The sequence below is a fragment of the Pimelobacter simplex genome, assembly GCF_900114845.1.
Lineage (GTDB): Bacteria > Actinomycetota > Actinomycetes > Propionibacteriales > Nocardioidaceae > Nocardioides > Nocardioides simplex.
Map to the genome: position 1 here is coordinate 32,967 of NZ_FOUK01000003.1, position 21,346 is coordinate 54,312.

The window sequence follows — 21,346 nt, forward strand, 5'->3', positions numbered from 1 at the left end:
CCCGCTCGTCGCCTCCTCAATCGACGATATGCGCACGAACGACGCCGATCGATGGCTGGCCGGGCGGTTCCTCCCTAGCGTCCGCAGCAACAGGTGCGTCGTCGTCATCCGGATCTGGCGGGCCGCCAGGGACTGTGGCGACGGCGCTCGACGAACGTGCTCTGGGGGTGAGCAGCCGTGCCTTCCGTCCCGCACCGCGTACCGACCGCAGGTTCTGCCGTGCGCCAGGTGTCCGGCCTCCGCGCGCGCTGGTTCGCCGTGGTCGCGGCCGGCGTCCTGGCCGTGGGTGCCTGGTTGGTGGTCGTCGACAGCGCCGAGGCGCGCTACGCGACGGGAGGCTCGGGACGCTGGCGCTCGCTCGTCAACTGGATGGAGTGGCCCGGTGACGGCTCCGGGCGGATCTCCAACGGCGCCCAGGCGAGCACCACCCAGCAGTTCGGCGGGCACACGCTGCGGACGACGTGCACCCTGACGAACATCCGGGCCGACGACGGCGCGGGAGACATCTACCGCTACCGGTCCGGCTCGTGGTCCGGGGACGCGCTCGACGATCTCTACAACATCGGCGGCACGGGGACGAACAACCAGCTGGTGGCGGGGATCTCCAACGGCACCAACCCACGCAACCCCGGCACCATGAGCTTCCACGTCGACTGCGTCGCCACCCTCGACGGCGAGCAGATCCCGCTGTCGGGCCTGGTCTTCGCCGATGCCGAGCAGAACAACTACCAGCCCAACGGCCAGCAGGAGTGGATCCGGGCGACGCCCGACGACCCCTCAGGCGTCACCTGGCGGCTGCTCGAGCGGGCCCGGACCGCCGGGTGCGGCACCGGTACCTGGCTCACCCGCGGGCAGGCCAACGAGAGCATGCGCATGCAGTCGACCGCCACGCAGTGCTCCGGTACGCCGGGTGGCCCGATCGCGCTGACCTACATGGAGCACGCGAGCTCGGCGACGTTCGACGTCAACTCGAGCAACGGAGCCGTGAGCGCGCTGGCTCTCGGCACCGTCTCGTTCATCGACTTCGGTGACGCGCCGGAGAGCTATGGCGTCGCGGCCGCGCTGTCCGACGGCGTGATCCAGGGCGGCGAGCTCGCGTACGGCAACACCCAGGCGTTCAACGCCGGCGTCCAGGAGGCCGCGATGGGGCAGCCGACGCCGCGCCTGGGCGCCCGGGTCGACCCGGAATCGACCCAGCTGTTCAGCGCCGACGCGCTCGGCGACGACCGCGCCGGCGTCGACGACGAGGACGCGGTGACCTTCCCGGCGACCGTCGAGGCGACCCGCGGCCAACCGATCACCTCACCCCCGATCGAGTGCCACGGCCCCGGCGACGTCGTCGCCTGGTTCGACTGGAACCGCAACGGCCGCTTCGACGAGTCCGAGCGGTCGACGACCGAGCCGTGCGGTACCGATGGCTCGGTCGCGGTGACGTGGCAGGTCCCTGCCGATGCCGTCGTCGGCACGGGCACCACCTTCGTCCGCGTCCGGATCGCCGACCCTAGCGAGGAGATCGGTCCCGTCGGCCCCACGCTGACCGGCGAGGTCGAGGACTACCGGGTCTCGGTCCGCGTGGTGCAGGGTCCGGTCGCAGCCGACGACCGGTCCGAGGGCAACGAGATCGGCGCCCCGGTCACGGTCGCCGTCCTCGCGAACGACGAGGGTGACCTCGACCCGTCGACCCTGCGTCTCACCGATCCCGCGGGCGATCCGGTCACCGAGCTGGTCGTCCCGGGGGAGGGCACCTGGTCGGTCGGTGACGACGGGACCATCACCTTCATCCCGGAACCCGGCTTCGAGGGCAACCCGACCCCGGTCGACTACACGGTCGAGAACGCCGACGGCCTCCGGACCGGAGCGTCGGTGACCGTCACCTACGCCCCCGAGGCGACCGACGACGAGTCGCGCGACAACCCGCGGGGATCGACCGTGCGCATCGACCCGCTGGCCAACGACAAGGGGGACCTCGACCCGTCGACCCTGCGTCTCACCGATCCCGCGGGCGATCCGGTCACCGAGCTGGTCGTCCCGGGGGAGGGCACCTGGTCGGTCGGTGACGACGGGACCATCACCTTCACCCCGGAGCCCGGCTTCGAGGGCGACCCGACCCCGGTCGACTACACCGTCGAGGACCGTGCCGGTCAGGAGGCCGGGGCGAAGATCACCGTCACCTACGACCCAGGACCGACCGCCCACCCGGACCGGACGACGGGCGCGCAGGGTGCGCCGCAGTCGGTCGATCCGCTGGCCAACGACGAGCGGGGACCGCAGGGGGCCGCGCTCGACCCGTCGTCCCTGACGCTGCTCGACGACGAGGGCAACCCGGTCTCGTCGCTCACAGTGCCCGGTGAGGGGACCTTCACGGTGTCCGACGGGAAGCTGGTGTTCACCCCGGAGCCGGGCTTCGTGGGTGAGGCCACGCCGGTGCGCTACCGGGTGGCGGACGTGAACGGCGCGACGGCTGAGTCGACGTACACGCCGACGGTGACGCCGGTGGCGCAGTCCGACACCACGTCGGGTCCGCAGGGTGTCCCGCAGTCGGTGGACCCGCTGGCGAACGACGGTGCGGACGGTGTGGAGCTGGACCCGTCGACGCTCACGCTGGTCGACGCCGACGGCAACCCCGTCTCGTCGCTCACGGTGCCGGGGGAGGGGACCTACACGGTGTCCGACGGGAAGCTGGTGTTCACGCCGGAGCCGCAGTTCACCGGCGAGGCGACGCCGGTCCGCTACCGGGTCGAGGACTCCGAGGGGAACACCGTCGAGTCGACCTACACGCCGACGGTCACTCCGGTGACCCCGACGGCGAACCCGGACACCACGTCGGGTCCGCAAGGTGTCCCGCAGTCGGTGGACCCGCTGGCCAACGACGAGGCCGGTGACGACGCGGTGCCGCTCGACCCGGACTCCCTGACGCTGCTCGATGCCGACGGCAACGCGGTCTCGTCGGTGACGGTTGCCGGTGAGGGTGTCTACACGGTGTCGGACGGGAAGCTGGTCTTCACGCCGGAGCCGCAGTTCACCGGGACCGCGACGCCGGTCGACTACCAGGTCGCCGACGTCAACGGGACGACCGCGCGGTCGACGTACACGCCGACGATCAACCCGGTCACCCCGGTGGCGAACCCGGACGAGACGTCCGGCCCGCAGGGGCAGCCGCAGTCGATCGACCCACTGGCCAACGACGAGGCCGGCGACGACGCGGTGCCGCTCGATCCCGACTCCCTGACCCTGCTCGACGCGGACGGCAACCCGGTCTCGTCGGTGACGGTTCCCGGTGAGGGCGTCTACACGGTGTCCGACGGCAAGCTGGTCTTCACCCCGGAGCCGCAGTTCACCGGGACCGCGACGCCGGTCGACTACCAGGTCGCCGACACCAACGGGACGACCGCGCGGTCGACGTACACGCCGACGATCACGCCGGTCACGCCGAAGGCGAACCCGGACGAGACGTCCGGTCCGCAGGGGCAGCCGCAGTCGATCGACCCGCTCGCCAACGACGAGGCCGGTGACGACGCCGTCCCGCTCGACCCGGACTCGCTCACCCTCCTCGATGCCGACGGCAACCCGACCGACACGGTCACCATCCCCGGCGAGGGCACGTACACGGTCGAGGACGGCAAGCTGGTCTTCACCCCGCAGCCGCAGTTCACCGGGACCGCGACGCCGGTCGACTACCAGGTGGCCGACACCAACGGCACGACCGCGCGGTCGACGTACACGCCGACGATCGAGCCGGTCGAGCCCACCGCGAACCCCGACGAGACGTCGGGCCCGCAGGGGCAGCCGCAGTCGATCGACCCGTTGGCCAACGACGAGGCCGGTGACGACGCCGTCCCGCTCGACCCGGACTCGCTCACCCTCCTCGATGCCGACGGCAACCCGGCCGACACGGTCACCGTGCCTGGCGAGGGCGCGTACACGGTCGAGGACGGCAAACTGGTCTTCACGCCCGAGCCCGGCTTCGTCGGCGAGGCGACGCCGGTCCGCTACCGGGTCGCGGACGTGAACGGCACCGAGACCGAGTCCACGTACACGCCGACGGTGACGCCGGTGGCGCAGCCGGACACCACCTCGGGTCCCCAGGGAGTCCCGCAGTCGGTGGACCCGCTGGCCAACGACGGTGCGGACGGGGTCGAGCTGGACCCGTCGACGCTCACGCTGGTCGACGCCGACGGCAACCCCGTCTCGTCGCTCACGGTGGCCGGTGAGGGCACGTACACGGTCGAGGACGGGAAGCTGGTCTTCACGCCCGAGCCCGGCTTCGTCGGCGAGGCGACCCCGGTTCGCTACCAGGTCGAGGACACCGACGGGAACACCGTCGAGTCCACCTACACGCCCACCGTGACGCCGGTCAGCCCGACGGCGAACCCGGACACCACGTCGGGTCCGCAGGGTGTCCCGCAGTCGATCGACCCGTTGGCCAACGACGAGGCCGGCGACGACGCCGTCCCGCTCGACCCCGCGTCGCTCACCCTGCTCGACGCCGACGGCAATCCCGTCTCGTCGGTCACCGTTCCCGGTGAGGGGACCTACACGGTCGAGGACGGCAAGCTGGTGTTCACCCCGGAGCCGCAGCTCACGGGCGAGGCGACCCCGGTCCGCTACCGGATCGCCGACGTGAACGGCACCACCGCCGAGTCGACGTACACGCCGACCGTGACGCCGGTCAGCCCGGTCGCGAACCCGGACGAGACGTCCGGTCCGCAGGGCCAGCCGCAGTCGATCGACCCGCTGGCCAACGACGAGGCCGGCGACGACCAGGTGCCGCTCGATCCCGACTCGCTGACGCTGCTCGACGACAACGGTGACCCGGTCGACTCGGTGACCGTTCCCGGCGAGGGCACCTACACGGTCTCCGACGGGAAGATCGTGTTCACGCCGGAGCCGCAGTTCACGGGCGAGGCCACCCCGGTGAAGTACCGGGTGGCCGACGTCAACGGCACCACGGCCGAGTCGACGTACACGCCGACGATCACGCCGGTCACGCCGAAGGCGAGCCCCGACGAGACGTCGGGCCCGCAGGGTCGGCCGCAGTCGATCGACCCGTTGGCCAACGACGAGGCCGGGGACGACGCGGTGCCGCTCGACCCCGACTCGCTCACCCTCCTCGATGCTGACGGCAACCCGGCCAACACGGTCACCATCCCCGGGGAGGGCACGTACACGGTCGAGGACGGCAAGCTGGTCTTCACCCCCGAGCCCGGCTTCGTGGGCGAGGCCACCCCGGTGAAGTACCGGGTGGCCGACACCAACGGCACCACGGCCGAGTCGACGTACACGCCGACGGTGACGCCGGTGGCGCAGCCCGACACGACCTCGGGTCCGCAGGGCGTCCCGCAGTCGGTGGACCCGCTGGCCAACGACGGTGCCGACGGCGTCGAGCTCGACCCGGACACGCTCACCCTGGTCGACGCCGACGGGAACCCGACCGACACCGTGACCGTGCCCGGTGAGGGCACCTACACCGTCGAGGACGGCAAGCTCGTCTTCACGCCGGAGCCCGGCTTCGCCGGCACGGCGACCCCCGTCCGCTATCGGGTGGGCGACGCCGAGGGCAACACCGTCGAGTCCACGTACACGCCGACGCTCACGCCGGTCACGCCGACCGCGCACCCCGACCAGACGTCCGGGCCGCAGGGCCGGCCCCAGAGCATCGACCCGCTCGCCAACGACCAGGCGGGCGACCCGGCGGTCCCGCTCGACCCCGCGTCGCTCACCCTGCTCGACGGCAACGGTGACCCGGTCGACTCGGTCACCGTGCCCGGCGAGGGCGTCTACACGATCGAGGACGGCAAGATCGTGTTCACGCCCGAGCCGGACTTCACCGGCACCGCGACGCCGGTCGACTACCAGGTCGCCGACGTCAACGGGACGATCGCGCGGTCGACGTACACGCCGGCGGTGGCGCCCGACCGGCCCGGTATCGCGCTCGACAAGACGACCGGCAGGTACACCGACAAGGCGCCGCGGGGCGGGTCGGCCGGCGACACGCTGGTCTACCGGTTCCGGGTCACCAACACCGGCAACACGGTGCTCCACGACATCGCGGTCGACGATCCGATGCTGGGCGGGCCGGTGGCGTGCGGGTCCGGTCCGCTGGCGCCGGGGACGTCCCGGGACTGCGCCGACGTGACCTACACGCTGCGCTCCGGCGACGCCGGGACGAGCCTGCGGAACACGGCCGAGGTCGCGGCCCAGAGCCCCGAGGGCCGCACCACGTCGGCCGCCGACACGGTCACCTACGAGGTCCCGCCTGCGTCAGGTCCGGCGCCCGCGACAGCGCCCGGCGCAGTAGGCGGCAACTCCGGCGGCAGCGGCGCGCTGCCGGCGACCGGCTCCGCCGTCTCGCCCGGGTACGTCGGCGCGGGCCTCGCCGCCCTGCTCGGCGGTCTGGCGCTGGCCTGGTACGGACGTCGTCAGCACCGGCCCCGGCGCCGGGGGTGAGTCAGCCGGCGGCTGCCATCCGCGCCGCGAGCGTGCCGGCCGCCACTCGCAGCGGCTCGGGTCCCACGATCGTGAACGGGACGTCGAACCGCGCGACGAGAGCCAGGACGCCGGTCCACGACCACGAGCCGATCGTGATCCGGGTGCCGCCGCCGGGCAGCTCCTCGAGCGTCCCGTCACCGAGCCAGGGGGCGACCTCGCGGGCGGGGAGCGGGAGGTCGACCTGGCCGGTGCAGGGCCAGCGGTCGTCCGTGCTCGTGGTCGCGCCCCTGGCCCGGGCGGCGACGAAGGTCACGGCGTCCGGTGCGGGCAGCGGGCGCCGGGTGAAGCGGACGCCGCCGGGCTGCGGGGCGAGCCGGTCGAGGCGGAAGGTGCGCCAGTCGGCACGATCGAGGTCCCAGGCGACCAGGTACCAGCGCCCGGACCGGGCGACCAGGGCGTGCGGCTCCGTGCGCCGCCGTACGACGTCCTCGCCGCCGCCGGCGTAGTCGAAGCGGAGGGTGCGCGTGTCGCGGACGGCGGCGCTCACGGCCGCGAGCACGGTGGGGTCGACCGCGGCCCGGTCCGGCGCTGGCGTGCTCTCGAAGGCGATGCCGTCGACGCGGTGCCGCAGCCGCGAGGGCATCACCTGGCGGACCGTCGCCAGCGCGCGGAGGGCGGCCTCGCCGACGTCCACGCCCGAGGCCGCGACGTGCTGGAGCGCGACGGCGAGGGCGACGGCCTGGTCGTCGTCGAAGAGCAGGGGCGGCAGGTCGGCGCCGGCGGCCAGCCGGTAGCCGCCGTCGGGTCCCTTGGCCGCCTCGATCGCGTAGCCGAGCTCGCGGAGCCGGTCGACGTCGCGGCGCACCGTCCGCGGGGTCACGTCCAGGCGCTCGGCCAGCACCGGGCCCGGCCAGGAGCGCCGGGTCTGCAGCAGGGACAGGAGCGACAACATCCGCGATGAGCTGGCGAGCACACCTTCATTCTCGGGCAAGAAGCGGACCGAATCTGTCCGCTTCGTGCGGGAAGGTCGCGTCGGGGCGCGGCGACCGCCGCGACCCGACGTCGACCTCCAGGAGTCCCCGTGAGCATCACGACCACCACCCACCTGAACTTCCACGGCACCGCGCGGGCCGCGCTGGCCTTCTACCAGCAGGTCTTCGGCGGCGACGTCGTCGCGAGGACCTACGGCGACCTCGGCCAGCCCGCGGGCACGCCGGGCGCGGACCGGCTCGTCTTCGGCCAGCTCGAGAGCGAGACCGGCTTCCGGGTCATGGCGTACGACGTCCCGGGCGACGCCGCCGCCGACCCTGCCGCGCTCGCCGGCGTCACCACCCGCGCGGGCGGCGCCACGATCACCGACCGGACGTTCTTCCTGTCCGTGCGCGGCACGAGCCTGGCGGAGGTCACCGGCTACTGGGACGGGCTCGCCGAGGGCGCCACCGTCGTCGAGCCGCTGGCCGCGTCGGCGTGGAGCCCGGGCTTCGGGATGCTCACCGACCGCTTCGGCGTCACCTGGGTGCTCGACGTCGCGGCCGACTGAGGTCAGGCGGGCACGCGGTCGAGGAAGCCGTGCACGTCGCGGATCCGGCCGGCGTCGTCCAGCACGACGACGTCGAAGCCGATCACGGCCGGCTCGGCGCCCTCGGGGCCGAGACCCCACTGGAAGCGGATCCGGTCGTGGTGGCCGTCGGGCGCGCCGACCGGCGTGAAGACGAAGCCGGGGAACTGGGCGTGGACGCCGTCGACCAGGGCGTGCAGCCCGGCGTGGCCGGCGACCTGGGCGAGCGGGTCGGTGTAGGTGACGTCGGGGGAGAAGTGCTCGGCCAGCAGCTGCTCGCGCTCGGCGGGCGCGGCGTTCCAGGTGGCGAGGTAGGCGTCGACGACGTGGTTCATGGTGGGCTCCGTTCGTGGGGAGTGGATCGGACGGGGTCAACCGTGGCCCGGGCGGGCGCCGTCCGGCCATGACCTCCGAGGTCATGGGGACGGCGTCGCCGGCTCCCTAGGGTGGGGCCATGACCGCCGTAGCCGAGAGCCCGCAGGTGGGGCCGCTGCTCCGCGAGTGGCGGGAGCGCCGCCGGTTCAGCCAGCAGGAGCTGTCGAACCGCTCGACCGTCTCGACCCGGCACCTGAGCCGGGTCGAGACCGGCCGCGCGCACCCGACGCCGGAGATGATCCTGCACCTGGCCGACAACCTCGAGGTGCCGTTGCGCGAGCGCAACCGGCTGCTCCTGGCGGCCGGCTACGCGCCGCGCTACCAGGACCGGGCCTGGGACGACGCCTCGCTCGCCGTCGTCATGGACGGCCTGCGCAGCCTGCTCGACGCGCACCTGCCCTACCCGGCCCTCCTGCTCGACGACCACTGGGACGTCGTCGACGCCAACGCCGCGGTCGCCGCCCTGCTCGACGGCTGCGGGCCGGCGCTCGTGGAGCCGCCGATCAACGTCGTCCGCCTGTGTGTCCACCCCGACGGCCTGGCCCCGCGGATCGCGAACCTCGACCAGTGGGCGGCCCACCTGCACCACCAGGTCCGGCACCGCGCCGAGCGGACCCACGACCCGCGGCACCGCGCCCTCGCGGCCGAGATCGCCGACCTGCGCGGCGGCGTCCCGCGGACCGACCCCGCGGCGGGCGGGCCGGTGGTGACGATGCAGCTGCGGCTGGGGGAGCGCACGCTGCGGATGTTCAGCACGTCGGCGCAGCTGACCACGGCGACGGACGCGGCGCTGGAGGGGCTGCACCTGGAGACGTTCCTGCCGGCCGACGAGGAGACGCGGGCGTTCTTCGGGTGACGGTGGCCGGGCGCTAGATTCGATGCGTGCCCACGAACCGGACGACCACCCAGATCCGCCTCACCACCCGCCCCGTCGGCGAGCCCGCCGACAGCGACTTCACGACCACGACCGAGGAGGTCCCGGAGCTGACCGAGGGCCAGGTGCTGCTCCGCACCGTCTACCTCTCGCTCGACCCCTACATGCGTGGCCGGATGAGCGACGCCAAGTCGTACGCCGAGCCGGTGCCGGTCGGTGGGGTCATGGTCGGGGCGACGGTGTGCGAGGTCGTCGAGAGCCGCTCGGAGCGACGGGCGGTCGGCGACCTGGTGCTGGCCTACACGGGGTGGCAGACGCTGGCGGTGGCCGACGCGCGGCACACGCGGCGCCTCGACCCGGAGGCGGCGCCGGTCTCGACGGCGCTGGGCGTGCTGGGCATGCCCGGCTTCACGGCGTACGCCGGACTGCTCGAGATCGGCCGCCCGAAGGAGGGCGAGACGGTGGTGGTCGCCGCGGCGACCGGACCCGTCGGGTCGGCCGTGGGCCAGATCGCGCAGCTCAAGGGCGCGCGGTCGGTGGGCATCGCGGGCGGTCCGGAGAAGGTGCGGGCGCTGACCGAGGAGTTCGGCTTCGACGTGGCGCTCGACCACCGCTCGCCGACGTTCCGCGACGACCTCGCGGCGGCGACTCCCGACGGCGTCGACGTCTACTTCGAGAACGTCGGCGGCCCGGTCGCCGAGGCGGTGACCCGGCGGCTCAACCTCTACGCGCGAGTGCCGGTGTGCGGGCTGGTCGCCAACTACAACGCGACCGAGGCGCCGGAGGGGCCGGACCGGCTGCCCGGGTTCATGAGCCGGGTGCTGACGCTGAGCCTGACGGTGCGCGGGTTCATCCAGAGTGAGTTCGAGCCGACCCTGCAGGAGCCGTTCCTGCGCGAGATGTCCGGCTGGGTGCGCGACGGGCAGGTCCGCTACCGCGAGGACGTCGTCGAGGGGCTCGACAACGCGCTCGAGGCGTTCCGCGGGCTGCTCGTGGGCCGCAACTTCGGCAAGCTGCTGGTCCAGGTCGGCGACGACCCGACCAGCTAGTCATCATCGGCGCACCGCCCCCGGGGCGAGCTGCGCAGCCCGCAGCCGGCCAGGGTCAGATCAGGCCAGGCCGGCCGTGAGTGAGCGGAGGCACCGGACGGCGAGCTCGACCGGTGCCTCCGGCGCGTCGCCCTCGGCCCAGGACTCGAACGCGATCCGGATGGCGTCGGTGGCCGCGGCGGCGACGAGGAGCAGGTCGACCGGGTCGGCGTCGGGGGCGATCGCGGCGAGGATCGGGCGCAGCCGGCGCTCGGAGTCGAGGTTGACCCGGCCCCAGACGGCGGCGAGCGCGACGTCGTCCGCTGCGGCGCGGAGCAGGCCGCGGACCCAGGTGAGTCCGGGGTCGTCGTCGGCGCTCGTCATCGTGGCGCGGACCGCGGCCTCGACCGCGGGCAGCAGGGGGGTGCCGGGCTCGGTCGCCGCGAGCCCGGCCCGCCAGGCGTCGCCGCCCACGGTGAGGAGGGGCGCGACGGCGTCCTCCTTGGTGCGGCTGTAGCGGTAGAACGTGCGCAGCGCGATCCCGGCGGCCTCGGCGATCGCCTCGGCCGTGGTGCCGGCGGCGCCGTGCTCGGTGAAGAGCCGGGCCGCGGTCCGCGCGATCTCCAGCTGGGTCTCCGCCTTGCGGCGCTCGGTCAGCGAGCCGCCCGTCGTCGTCCCTGCTGTCTCGGTCACGAGACCGAGCGTAGCGTTCCGCTGCCTTCCGGGCATATTGTGCAGGTGTGGCACGTTGTGCCAGTAACGCGATGACGAAGCCGCCACCGTGACCGACAGCGAAGCGAGAGCGACAGAGAGGAACCATCATGAACCGTTACGAGGGACGCCGGGTCCTGGTCACCGGAGCGGGCTCGGGCATCGGGCAGGCCACCGTGCTGCGGATGCTGGCCGAGGGCGGCCGGGTCGTGGCCGCCGACGTGAGCGAGGCCGGCCTCGCCGACACCGTCACGAAGGCCGGCGCCGCCGCCGGCCGGCTCGCGACCGTGGTGATGAACGTCGCCGACGAGGAGTCGGTCCGCGCGGGCGTCGCAAGCACCGTCGAGGTGCTCGGCGGGCTCGACGCCGTCGTCAACGCCGCCGGCATCCTGCGCTCCGCGCACACCCACGAGATGGCGGTCGACGCCTTCGAGCAGGTGCTGCGGATCAACCTGGTCGGCACCTTCCTGGTCATCCGCGAAGCTGTCCCGGCGCTGCTCGAGGGCAACGGCGCCGCGGTCGTGAACTTCAGCTCGACCTCCGCGCAGTTCGCCCACCCCTACATGGCGGCGTACGCCGCGAGCAAGGGCGGCATCCAGTCGATGACCCACGCCCTGGCGGCCGAGTACGCCCAGGCCGGCATCCGCTTCACCGCCGTCCAGCCCGGCTCGATCTCGTCCGGGATGACCGACGGCAGCGGCCAGAGCAAGCAGAGCGCCGGCCCCGGCCTCCCCGAGGACGCCGACATGAGCCTCTTCATGAAGCTCGCCCCCGCCCTCGGCCAGGGCTTCGCCGGCCCCGAGACCGTCGCCGGCGTGGTGGCGATGCTCGCCAGCGACGACGGCGCCTTCATCACCGGCACCGAGGTCCGGATCGACGGCGGCACCCACTTCTGATCCTTCCGGCCCCGCGAAGTGCGGAGGTTGCGGGTGCGAGGTGCGGAGGTTGCGGGTGCGAGGTGCGGCACTCGGACCCGCAACCGGCGTACTTCGGGCCCGCAACCGGCGCACTTCGGCGGGGTGGAACGGTTGCGGTAGATGTTACCGGCGGTAGCATCTAGTGCATGAGCGTTGTCGGGATGAAGCAGGGTGTCAGCCAGGGCGACTACCAGGCGCTGCTGCGGACGTTGTCGGAGGCGTCGGTGGAGCACCACTTCGACGCCTCCACCGACATCGCCTGGGACGACCCGGCCTACGCGATCGACCCGGCCGACCCGCGCTGGATCCTGCCGGCGGTCGACCCGCTGGGGCGCACGGAGTGGTACCGCTCGCTCCCGCGGGAGCGGCAGATCGAGGTCGGCTTCTACCGGCAGACCAATGTGGTCAAGGTCGGGCTGCAGTTCGAGCAGGTCCTCATCGCGGGGCTGATGATGTACTGCCTCGACCTGCCGAACGGCCGGGCCGAGTTCCGCTACTCCACGCACGAGGCGACGGAGGAGTGCCACCACACCCAGATGTTCCAGGAGTTCGTCAACCGCACGGGCCTGGACGTGCCGGGGGCGCACAGCCTGTTCCGGGCGCTGGGGCCGTTCCTTCCGCTGGCCGCCAAGCACCTTCCCTTCATCTTCTTCATCGGCGTGCTCGGCGGCGAGGAGCCGATCGACTACGTCCAGAAGGTCATGCTGCGCTCGGGCGAGGAGCTGCACCCGCTGCTGCACCGGATCAGCCAGATCCACGTCGCCGAGGAGGCGCGCCACATCGGGTTCGCGCACCAGTACCTCGAGCACCGCGCGCCCCGGCTCAACCGGCTGCAGCGCGGGTTCGCCTCCGTGCTGACGCCGGTGCTGATGCGGGTCCTGTGCGACGCCATCGTGGTGCCGGGGCCGCGGGCGGTGCGCGACATGGGCATCCCCAAGGACGTCGTCCGCGAGGTGTGGTGGGGGAGCCCCTCGTCGCGCAAGTTCCTGCGGGACATGTTCGGCGACGTCCGGATGCTGGCCGAGGAGACCGGGCTGATGAACCCGGTCTCGCGCCGGGTGTGGCGGGCGCTGGGCATCGCCGGGCGGCCCAACCGGTTCCGCAGCGAGCCGGCCTCCGCGGCCGACTAGTCCTCGTACCAGTCCGGAAGGGCGGCGGGCCGCAGGTCGGTCGCGTCGTCGGGCCGGGTGAGCGTGAGCACCGCGCGCACGATCTCGGGGCGCTCGTGCAGGTCGTCCGCGATCGAGGCGAGCCGCCCCGCGACGTCCGACTCGGGCGCGTCGCCGACGACGTCGACCGCGGCGACGAGGAAGATCCGGTCGGCCCCGACCCACTCCATGTGCAGGTAGCTGACCCGCGCGATGTCCCGGTGCTCGAGCAGTGCGTGGAGGACGACGTTGCGGGCGAGCGGGGTGACCGCCTCGCCGGTGAGGAAGTCCATGTTGCGCCGGATCAGGAAGAGCGCGACCAGCCCGAGCAGCACGCCGACCACGATCGAGCCGAGCGCGTCCCAGATCGGGTCGCCGGTCAGCTGGTGGAGCAGGATGCCGGTGAACGCGATGACCAGGCCGGCGAGCGCGGCCGAGTCCTCGGCGACGACGGCGCGCAGCATCGGGTTCGACGTGACGTGGAGGTAGCGGATCGGTCGCAGCCGGCGCGGCGCCGCCGCGGCCCGCGCCTGGCGGAGTGCCTGGAGGAACGAGGTGCCCTCGAGCACGAAAGCGATCGCGAGCACCACGTACGCCCAGGTGTACGACGGCGGGTCCGCCTCGCCGCCCAGCGACTGGACGCCGTGCCACACCGACACCGCCGCCCCGACGCTGAACAGCCCGAAAGCGGCGAACATCGACCAGATGTAGCCGGCCCGGCCGTACCCGAGGGTGTGCTCGTCGTCCGGGGGCCGGGCGCTCTGCCGCTCGCCGACGAGCAGGAAGATCTCGTTGCCGGCGTCGGCCCACGAGTGCGCGGCCTCGGCGACCATCGACGCGGAGCCGGTGACGACGGCGGCGACGGTCTTGGCCACGGCGATGAGCGCGTTGGCGGCGAGCGCGACGAGGACGGTCAGCAGGCTCTCGTTCGACTCCGCGGGAGCCTCGGGCGTCGTCACCCCACCATTGTGCGGCGCATGTCCACCACCCACTGCTTGTACGCGACGTGCGAGGCGCGCAGCGCGTCGCCGGGCCAGTCGGCCGGCAGCAGGGACGGCGGCAGCACCGGGTCGGTGAGCAGGTGCCGGCCCGAGGTGGCGCACGCCGTGAACCGCAGCACCGGGTCGTCGGTGGCGGTCGCGGCGAGGAGCGTGCGGGCGGTGGCCGCCCAGCCGTCGAGGTCCCAGAGCCGGGCGGCGAGCGCGACGGGGGCGGCGACGGGAGCGGCGCCGGTGAAGCGCTCGCAGACCTCCGTGACGGCGTCCGGCCAGTCGATGCCGAGGTTCGCGGGCCGGGTCCACAGGCCCTCGCGGAGCTCGGCGAGGCGGAGCTCGGTCAGGGTGGTGCGCAGCTCGGCCCGCTCGCTCGCCGTCCGTCCGGCGGTGGTGACGGCGAGCAGGTCCCAGGCGCCGTCCCAGTCGTCGCGCAGGGTGGGGTGGGCGGCCTCCTCCTGCCGGCGCTGCCGGACGACGAGCCGCTCGGAGAGCCGGTAGCCGCCCTCGTCGTCGCGGACGACGTCCCCGGCGGCGGTCATCCGGGACAGCGCGACCCGCACGGTGGGCTCGGCGAAGCCGACGACCGACGCGGCGGCGACGAGCTCGCGGGTGGAGAGCCGCGGCACCTCGGCGCCGAGGAGCAGGGTGAGCAGCGCCGATCGGGTGGAGACGGGCTTGAGGTCGGGAGCAGCCATGGCCCGGCCATGTTACCGACCGCCGACGGCTGTCGAGGAACTGTTGTGATCTATGTCTAACAGTCTTGGCGCGGTTGTCGGCGCTGTGTAACGGTGACGCCATGAGCGAGAAGCGACTTGCGGGGCGGACCCTGATGATGTCCGGCGGCAGCCGGGGGATCGGGCTGGCGATCGGGCTGGCGGCGGCGCGCGAGGGGGCGAACGTCGTCCTCCTGGCCAAGACCGACGTGCCGGACCCGCGGCTGCCCGGCACCGTGCACACCGCGGCGGCCGAGATCGAGGCGGCCGGCGGCCAGGCTCTCGCCGTGGTCGGCGACGTGCGCGACGAGGCGTCCGTCGAGAACGCGGTGGCCCGCGCGGTCGAGCGCTTCGGCGGCATCGACATCTGCCTCAACAACGCCTCGGCGATCGCGCTCGACGGCACCGAGGCGCTGCCGGTCAAGAGGTTCGACCTGATGACGCAGATCCAGCTGCGCGGCACCTACCTGCTCACCCGCGCCTGCCTGCCGCACCTGCGCGCGGGCACCAACCCCCACATCCTGTCGCTGAGCCCGCCGCTCAACCTGTCGCCGGAGTGGCTCGGCAAGCACCCCGCCTACACGCTCGCGAAGTACGGCATGTCGCTGCTGACCCTCGGCTGGGCGGCCGAGTACGCCGAGGCCGGCGTCGCCGCCAACTGCCTGTGGCCCGAGACGCTCATCGCCACCGCGGCGGTGCAGAACCTGCTCGGCGGTGACGCGGCGATCGCCAAGGCGCGCACGCCCGAGATCGTCGCCGATGCGGCGGTCGAGATCCTCAGCCGGCCCTCGCGCGAGTTCACCGGGCAGGCCGTGCTCGACGTCGACGTGCTGCGCGAGGCGGGCGTCACCGACCTGGCGCCGTACGGCGGCGGGGGCGGGGCAGAGCTGGAGTACGACATCTTCGTGGACGGACCACGATGAGCGGCGGTCCCCGCGACGCCTTCGCGGCGACGCTCGGCGTCGCCGTCACCGGCCACGGCGGTGGGCGGGCCGAGGCGCGCGTCGTCGTCACCGGCGACCACCTCAACCCGCACGGGACGGCGCACGGCTCGTTCCTCTTCTCGCTGGCCGGGATCGCCCTGGCGGCTGCGGCCAACGACGCCGAGCACTCCGGGGTGGTGAGCGCCGTGCAGATCGACTACGTGCGCCCGGCGCGGGCCGGCGACACCCTCGTCGCGACCGCCGAGGTCGCCGAGCGGCTGGCCAAGGAGGACATCTTCGTCGTCCGGCTGACCGACGGTGACGAGCTCGTCGCGCGGGCCACCGGCCGGGCCAACCGCCGGGCGCGGGGGTAGCGGCCCAGCGCTCGGTGGCTCAGTGGCTCAGCGCGAGCCGCAGCCGCGCGTGCCGGCGCACGAGGATGCTCGGCACCCAGGCGGCGGCCTCGTCCTCGGGTCCGTCGAGGCCGAACGACGTGGTGCGGGTGAGCAGCGCGCGCACCGCGACGGTCGCCTCGAGGCGGGCGAGCGCGGAGCCCACGCAGAAGTGCGCGCCGCGGCCGAACGCCAGGTGCCGCCGGACGCCGTCGCGGCCCAGGTCGAGGACGTCCGGCTCGGCGAAGCGGGCCGGGTCCCGGTTGGCGGCGCCCCAGAGCAGGAGCAGGCTGCTGCCGGCGGGCAGCGCGACGCCGCCGAGCGTCGTCGCGGCGGGGACGTGGCGGTAGTGGCCGCGGAAGGGTGACTCCAGCCGCAGGCACTCGTCGAGGAACGGGTCGACGAGCTCGGGCCGGGCGCGGAGGAGGCACTGCAGGTCCGGGTCGGAGGCCAGCCGCCGGGCCGCCGTCGTGAGCAGCCCGGCCGTGGACTCGCCGCCGGCGCCGACGAGCTGGAGCAGCACCAGGACCGCCGTCCCGGCCTCGAGGTCGCCGGCGCGGCAGGCGAGCGCGAGCTCGCCCATGAGGTCGTCGCCGGGCCGGTCGAGCGCGGCGTCGAAGCGCTCGGCGAGGTAGGCGTGCAGCGCGAGGGACGCCGCGACCGTCGCCTCCAGTCGGTCGTCGTCGACCCAGCCGCCGAGCATCTCGGTGCTGTCGTAGGCCCAGCGCAGCAGGTCCGGGACGTCGTCGGGCGCCAGTCCGATCAGCTCGGCGACGAGGAGCAGGGGGAGCCGGTCGGCCAGGTCGCGCGCCCAGTCGCCCGTGGCGCCGGTGAAGTACGTGGCCCACAGCCGGTCGACGTTGTCCTGCACCGACGCCCCGAGCCCCCGGACGCGGCGTCCGAGGGTGGCCAGGACGGCGCTGCGGTGCCGTTGGTGCGCGGGCTCGTCCGCGGTCGCGAGCACCTGCTCGATCGTGCCGCCGCCGTCGAGGGGGAGCGCCCCAGCGGAGCCGTCGGGCCGGCGCAGGAGCACCGAGCGCAGGTGCGAGGAGTAGGACTCGGGCGCGGCGAGCACCTCCTGGACCAGCTCCCACGACGAGACCAGGTGGAAGCCGGTCCCGCCGACCCGGTGCACGGGCGCCGTCGCCCGCAGCCGGGCCAGCGCCGGGTACGGGTCGTCGATGAGCGCCGGGTCGAAGACGTCGAACATGGCACCAGGGTCAGGGCGTCGCCGCGGGAGCGTCAACGGAGCCGGACACCCCGGTGCGCAGCACCGGTCCGGATGTCTCATCCACCGCCTGGGACTGGTCAGGGAGTGTCTCGGTGCGAGACGCTCTCACCGTGACCCAGGGGGACTGGCTGCTGGACGGACGCCGCCGCGAGGCCGCCGTACGGCGGATCCACCGCGCGGCGCGCGAGCTCTTCCTCGAGCGGGGGATCGAGCGCACCACCGCGGACGCTGTCGCCCGGCGCGCCGGCTGCTCCCGGGCCACCTTCTACCGCCTGGTCGGCAGCCGCGCGGCGCTCGTCGACGCGCTGCTCGCCGCCGGCGCCCAGGATGTCGTCGCCCGGGTGGAGGCGGCCACCGCCGGGCTGACGGGTGCCGCGCGCGCCGTCGAGGCGATCGTCACCGCGGCGGAGGCGATCCGGGCGGACCCGGTCGTCGCCGTGTGGCTGCGCGACCGCGGCAGCCTGGACGACGTCCTCGGCGGGCCGGACGGGATCACCGCGCTGGCCCGGGCGCTGACCGGCGCGGCCCGGCCCGACCCGCGCGACGGGGAGTGGATCGTCCGCTCGGTGCTCGCCCTCGTCGCGATGCCGGGGCGCGACCCGGCGGCCGAGCGCGCGCTCGTCGCGTCGTACGTCGTGCCGCCGCTCGGCCTGGTCGACGACGACGGGGCCTAGCGGCGCCGGTCGATCGCCTGCTCGGTGCCGAGCCGGGCCCGGGCCGCGGCCTCGGTGCCCGCGTCGCGGGAGCCCGGCGCGGCGTGGCCGGCCGAGGCGGTGCCCTTCCAGGTGCCGCGGATGTCGTGCTCGCGCTGCATCCGGCCGAAGTAGTCGACGACCTCGACCTCCTTGGCGCGCAGCGCCAGCTCGGTCGAGGTGGGCCCGTCGGCGACAGGCGCGTCGGCGGCGACCGCGGTGGCCCGGGCCTGGGCGCGGGCGGCGGCGAGCCGCTCGCCGACGTGGTCGGCCCATGCCTCGTAGAACGCGGCCCGGGCGGTCGAGCCGTGCACCGGCCGGACCTCCCAGCGCCGGCGCCGCGCGTCCCAGACCTGCCGCTGGTCGGCCTTGTGGGCGCCCGAGCGCAGGTGGGCGTCGCCGTCGGCGACCATCTGGGTGACGAGCGAGGCGTAGAGCGCCTTGACCACGGCGAGGTCGGACGGGAAGCCGTAGAGCGTGACCCGGGTGTTGCTCGTGTAGATCGCCACCCGGACGTCGTTGGCCCGCGCGATCTCGAGCACCAGCCGCACGTAGCGCGCCAGCGAGCGCTTGCCGGACTCGCCGATGAGGACCGTCTCGTAGGCCGGGTCCTCGCGCTGCTCCTCGGCGCCCGCGGTGGCCCGGGCGACGGCGAGCGCGATCTGGTGCCGGGTCGCGAGCGCCTGGGCCTTGGCGAAGAAGGCGTCGCGCTCGGCGGTGTTGGTGGTGCGCTCGGCCTGGCGCAGCAGCCGGCCGATGCGCAGCAGCGTGCGGTCCTCGCCGTCGACGCCGGTGTCGAGCCCGGTCAGCCGGTAGGCGGTGTGGAGCAGGTCGGCCTGGACCGGCTGGCCGATGTCCTCGAGCAGCCGCAGGAAGGTGGTGCGGAACTCCCGCCCGTGCCCCTCGGCCGGGCACAGGTGGTGGGCCAGCTCGTGGAGCACCACCGCGGCGCGCAGCGACCAGGCGCCCCCGACCTCGCGGGGCGGGATCGCCATCACGCCGCGCAGGGGGAGCTCGTCGTACTCGTAGTGGGCGCGGGAGCGGCCGCGGCGGGGCCGGACCACGACCGGCACCGCGGCCCGGTCGAGGCCGGTGCCGTCGTCGTAGCTGCTGCCGGTGGCGGTCAGGTGGGCCAGCACCCGGTCGACGTAGGCCTGCGCGGCAGCCGGGTCGGAGAAGCGCGGCTCGACCTCGGGCTCGAACGTCTGGAGGCTCGACCCGACCCGGACCCGCAGCGGCTCGCCCGGCGTCCGGCTCGCGTCGTCGAGCCAGCCGGCGAAGAGGTCCTCGGCGGCGTAGACGTCACGGGTGTCGGGCATGGGAACAGCCTGTCAGGTACCGCCGACATAACCCGGGACCGGCCGGGGTAGCCTCCGCTGGCGGCATTCGCCGCGAAGGCTCACCACAACTCAATTCCGGGGACTCCCATGAACATGAACATGAAAGCACTGCGTCGCGTCGTCCTGATGGTCGTCGCGCTCGTGGCGAGCTCGCTGTCGCTCGTCACGGTCGCGTCGCCGGCGCACGCCGACACCTTCCCGACCGTAGTCGAGGTCCGGGCCACGATCGCGGTCCGCGCCGGTGGCACCGCGACGGTCGAGGCCCAGGTCGGCTACGTCGACGTCGACGGCACCTACTACGTCCCGGCCGGCACGGCCACCCTCCAGCAGCTGCCCTACGGCGCGCGCACCTGGACCGGGGTCGGCGTGACGACCCTCGGCCCCGGCACCCAGCCGCTGAGCTGGACGGTCCGCCCCGCCAAGAACACGCAGTACCGGGTGGTCTACTCGGGCGCGACCGTCGGCCCCGACGTGTACCCGGCGAAGACCTCGAACACGGTCCAGGTCGGCGTCGCCCGCAACCTGAACGACAAGTTCAAGAAGCGCACCCGCAACTTCAGCGGCAAGATCGCGTCCTACGGCCGCAAGCCGGTCCTGATCCAGAAGTCGACCTGCGCCAACCCGAAGGTCGCCTCGTGCAAGTGGAAGAAGTTCCGCACGGTCAAGACCAACGCCAAGGGCGCCTGGTCGACCAAGCTCACGATCAGCGGCCGGAAGACGCACTTCCGTGCCGTCGTGAAGGCCGGCTCGGGCTACATCACCAGCTACTCGTACTACGTGATCACGACCTGGCGCTACTGAGTCAGGCCGACTCCACCAGACCGGCTTCGGGGCTCGCCCCCCGGAGCCGGTCGCGCTTTTCGACGAGGGCGGTGATCGCCTCGACGAAGCGGACGGTGCTGTCGCCGACGCCGTTGTCGTCGAAGTAGTGGTGGCGCATCGCGGCGCGGGCGATCCGGTGCTCGTCGTGGGCGAGCCGGTCGGTGAGCAGGGCGGTGAGGCCGGGCAGGTCGTCGGCGTCGATGACGTCGGCGCAGCGACTGACGGGCACCTCCCGGCGCAGCCGCTCGGCGTCGTGGTGCCGGTCGGTGATGAGGATCGGCTTGTCGGTCTGGAGGTAGAGCCAGTCGAGGCCGACCGACGAGACGTCGGTGATCATCGCGTCGCAGCCGGGGAAGACGGCGAGGATGTCGCCCTGCCAGATGGCGGCGTGGCCGGCCTCGGGCTCGGCCTCGGCGGCACGCTCGACGAGCTCGAGGATCGCCTGGTGCGCCTCACGGATCGCGGGGGTCTGGCTGGTGGTCACCTTCGGGTGCGGCTTGTAGACCAGCCGGACGTCGGGGACGGCGAGCACCGAGCGGACGATGTCGGCACCGAAGACGTCGACCGAGGTGTAGTCGTTGTAGTCGGCGTCGCCCTCCCAGGTCGGCGCGTACAGCACCGTACGACGCTCGCTCGGCGGCACGAGCGGAGCCGGGCGCAGGTCGAGCTGGGGGCGGCCGATCCGGACCAGGCGCGACTCGTCGAGCTCCATCAGCGCGGCCCGGTGCCGCAGCACGGCGGCCTCGCCGGCCACGAAGACGCGGTCGTAGGCCTTGGCGTTGTTGGACACCATGCTCTGCTTGTCGCTCTCACCGTGGTTGATGTGCACGTGCAGCATCCGGCCGTCGAGCAGCGAGTTGAAGTTGAGCATCGAGTTGTTGCAGTAGAGGACGACCTTGGCGTCGAGCTCGTCGTAGGCGGCGGCGAGGTCGGCGAAGCCCGGGGCCAGGTGGAGCGGCAGGGTGGTGCGCCCCTCGAGGACCGCATGGGTCTGGGGGTCGCGGACCAGGATGCCCACGGGATGGGTGTCATCGAGCCGTTCGAGCACCGGCAGCCACTGGAGCAGCTGGTAGACCCGGGTCGGGTCGTCGGCGAAGTAGGCGATGACGTGGGGCTTCTGCACTCCCGGATTTTACGGGTCCGCCGGCGGTGCGGACGAACCGGAGAACCCCTGCCAAGGTTGCATTTCGGTAACCTC

General features: G+C 73.5%; 18 protein-coding genes. 10 read left to right on the forward strand and 8 right to left on the reverse strand.

Annotated features, from left to right (window positions below; all coding sequences use genetic code 11):
- Window positions 1–219: 219 nt before the first annotated feature.
- Window positions 220–6,447, forward strand: a complete 6,228-nt coding sequence (locus BM223_RS12695) for a CshA/CshB family fibrillar adhesin-related protein (RefSeq protein WP_052138568.1) — start codon at window positions 220–222, stop codon at window positions 6,445–6,447.
- Window position 6,448: 1 nt separating this feature from the next.
- On the opposite strand, the gene BM223_RS12700 is transcribed toward BM223_RS12695, so the two are convergent.
- Window positions 6,449–7,402 carry a helix-turn-helix transcriptional regulator gene (locus BM223_RS12700; RefSeq protein WP_038678735.1) on the reverse strand — a complete coding sequence of 318 codons (954 nt, stop codon included), beginning with the start codon at window positions 7,400–7,402 and terminating at the stop codon, window positions 6,449–6,451.
- A gap of 108 nt (window positions 7,403–7,510) precedes the next feature.
- Here BM223_RS12700 and BM223_RS12705 point away from each other — a divergent pair, with 108 nt between their 5' ends.
- Window positions 7,511–7,969 (forward strand): VOC family protein, encoded by a 459-nt coding sequence (locus BM223_RS12705; protein ID WP_038678736.1) that lies wholly within the window; start codon window positions 7,511–7,513, stop codon window positions 7,967–7,969.
- Window positions 7,970–7,971: 2 nt separating this feature from the next.
- Here BM223_RS12705 and BM223_RS12710 read toward each other — a convergent pair whose 3' ends face one another.
- Window positions 7,972–8,322 (reverse strand): nuclear transport factor 2 family protein, encoded by a 351-nt coding sequence (locus BM223_RS12710; protein WP_038678740.1) that lies wholly within the window; start codon window positions 8,320–8,322, stop codon window positions 7,972–7,974.
- Between the two features lie 119 nt (window positions 8,323–8,441).
- Between BM223_RS12710 and BM223_RS12715 the strand changes: the two genes are divergently transcribed.
- A complete protein-coding gene (locus BM223_RS12715; protein WP_038678741.1) occupies window positions 8,442–9,218 on the forward strand; it encodes a helix-turn-helix domain-containing protein in 777 nt (258 codons plus the stop codon).
- A gap of 26 nt (window positions 9,219–9,244) precedes the next feature.
- A complete protein-coding gene (locus tag BM223_RS12720; protein WP_038678743.1) occupies window positions 9,245–10,285 on the forward strand; it encodes an NADP-dependent oxidoreductase in 1,041 nt (346 codons plus the stop codon).
- A 60-nt stretch (window positions 10,286–10,345) separates the two neighbouring features.
- Here BM223_RS12720 and BM223_RS30065 read toward each other — a convergent pair whose 3' ends face one another.
- Window positions 10,346–10,957: a TetR/AcrR family transcriptional regulator gene (locus BM223_RS30065; RefSeq protein WP_038678745.1), complete on the reverse strand. Its 612-nt coding sequence runs from the start codon at window positions 10,955–10,957 to the stop codon at window positions 10,346–10,348.
- 128 nt (window positions 10,958–11,085) lie between these two features.
- Here BM223_RS30065 and BM223_RS12730 point away from each other — a divergent pair, with 128 nt between their 5' ends.
- Entirely contained in the window at window positions 11,086–11,871 is a 786-nt protein-coding gene (locus BM223_RS12730) for an SDR family NAD(P)-dependent oxidoreductase (RefSeq protein ID WP_038678747.1), read from the forward strand.
- Between the two features lie 167 nt (window positions 11,872–12,038).
- A complete protein-coding gene (locus BM223_RS12735; protein ID WP_052138570.1) occupies window positions 12,039–13,022 on the forward strand; it encodes an AurF N-oxygenase family protein in 984 nt (327 codons plus the stop codon).
- Here the strand turns inward: BM223_RS12735 and BM223_RS29500 are convergent.
- Entirely contained in the window at window positions 13,019–13,999 is a 981-nt protein-coding gene (locus BM223_RS29500; RefSeq protein WP_038678750.1) for a cation diffusion facilitator family transporter, read from the reverse strand. The two genes, BM223_RS12735 and BM223_RS29500, sit on opposite strands and share 4 nt — an antisense overlap.
- Complete coding sequence (locus BM223_RS29505) at window positions 13,996–14,730, reverse strand: PaaX family transcriptional regulator C-terminal domain-containing protein (RefSeq protein WP_038678752.1); 735 nt, start codon at window positions 14,728–14,730, stop codon at window positions 13,996–13,998. Before BM223_RS29505 ends, BM223_RS29500 begins: the two co-directional genes overlap by 4 nt.
- 101 nt (window positions 14,731–14,831) lie before the next feature.
- Between BM223_RS29505 and BM223_RS12750 the strand changes: the two genes are divergently transcribed.
- Both BM223_RS12750 and BM223_RS12755 read left to right on the forward strand, forming a co-directional pair.
- The gene (locus tag BM223_RS12750) at window positions 14,832–15,671 is read left to right on the forward strand and encodes an SDR family oxidoreductase (protein ID WP_038678754.1); all 840 of its coding nucleotides are present in this window, start codon (window positions 14,832–14,834) and stop codon (window positions 15,669–15,671) included.
- Window positions 15,668–16,045, forward strand: coding sequence for a PaaI family thioesterase (locus BM223_RS12755; protein ID WP_038678756.1), 378 nt, complete (start codon window positions 15,668–15,670; stop codon window positions 16,043–16,045). The genes BM223_RS12750 and BM223_RS12755 overlap by 4 nt, the downstream gene beginning before the upstream one ends.
- Window positions 16,046–16,064: 19 nt before the next feature.
- On the opposite strand, the gene BM223_RS12760 is transcribed toward BM223_RS12755, so the two are convergent.
- Window positions 16,065–17,273 carry a cytochrome P450 gene (locus tag BM223_RS12760; protein ID WP_038678758.1) on the reverse strand — a complete coding sequence of 403 codons (1,209 nt, stop codon included), beginning with the start codon at window positions 17,271–17,273 and terminating at the stop codon, window positions 16,065–16,067.
- A 131-nt stretch (window positions 17,274–17,404) separates the two neighbouring features.
- On the opposite strand from BM223_RS12760, the gene BM223_RS12765 reads away from it, so the two are divergent.
- Window positions 17,405–17,968, forward strand: coding sequence for a TetR/AcrR family transcriptional regulator (locus BM223_RS12765; protein WP_038678760.1), 564 nt, complete (start codon window positions 17,405–17,407; stop codon window positions 17,966–17,968).
- Here BM223_RS12765 and BM223_RS27905 read toward each other — a convergent pair.
- Window positions 17,965–19,305 carry a DUF2786 domain-containing protein gene (locus tag BM223_RS27905; RefSeq protein ID WP_052138572.1) on the reverse strand — a complete coding sequence of 447 codons (1,341 nt, stop codon included), beginning with the start codon at window positions 19,303–19,305 and terminating at the stop codon, window positions 17,965–17,967. The genes BM223_RS12765 and BM223_RS27905 overlap by 4 nt on opposite strands.
- A gap of 120 nt (window positions 19,306–19,425) precedes the next feature.
- Between BM223_RS27905 and BM223_RS12775 the strand changes: the two genes are divergently transcribed.
- On the forward strand, window positions 19,426–20,127 hold the full coding sequence (locus tag BM223_RS12775) for a hypothetical protein (RefSeq protein WP_141267311.1): 702 nt from the start codon (window positions 19,426–19,428) through the stop codon (window positions 20,125–20,127).
- Between the two features lies 1 nt (window position 20,128).
- Here BM223_RS12775 and BM223_RS12780 read toward each other — a convergent pair whose 3' ends face one another.
- Window positions 20,129–21,271 carry a CDP-glycerol glycerophosphotransferase family protein gene (locus tag BM223_RS12780; RefSeq protein ID WP_052138573.1) on the reverse strand — a complete coding sequence of 381 codons (1,143 nt, stop codon included), beginning with the start codon at window positions 21,269–21,271 and terminating at the stop codon, window positions 20,129–20,131.
- Window positions 21,272–21,346: the final 75 nt, after the last annotated feature.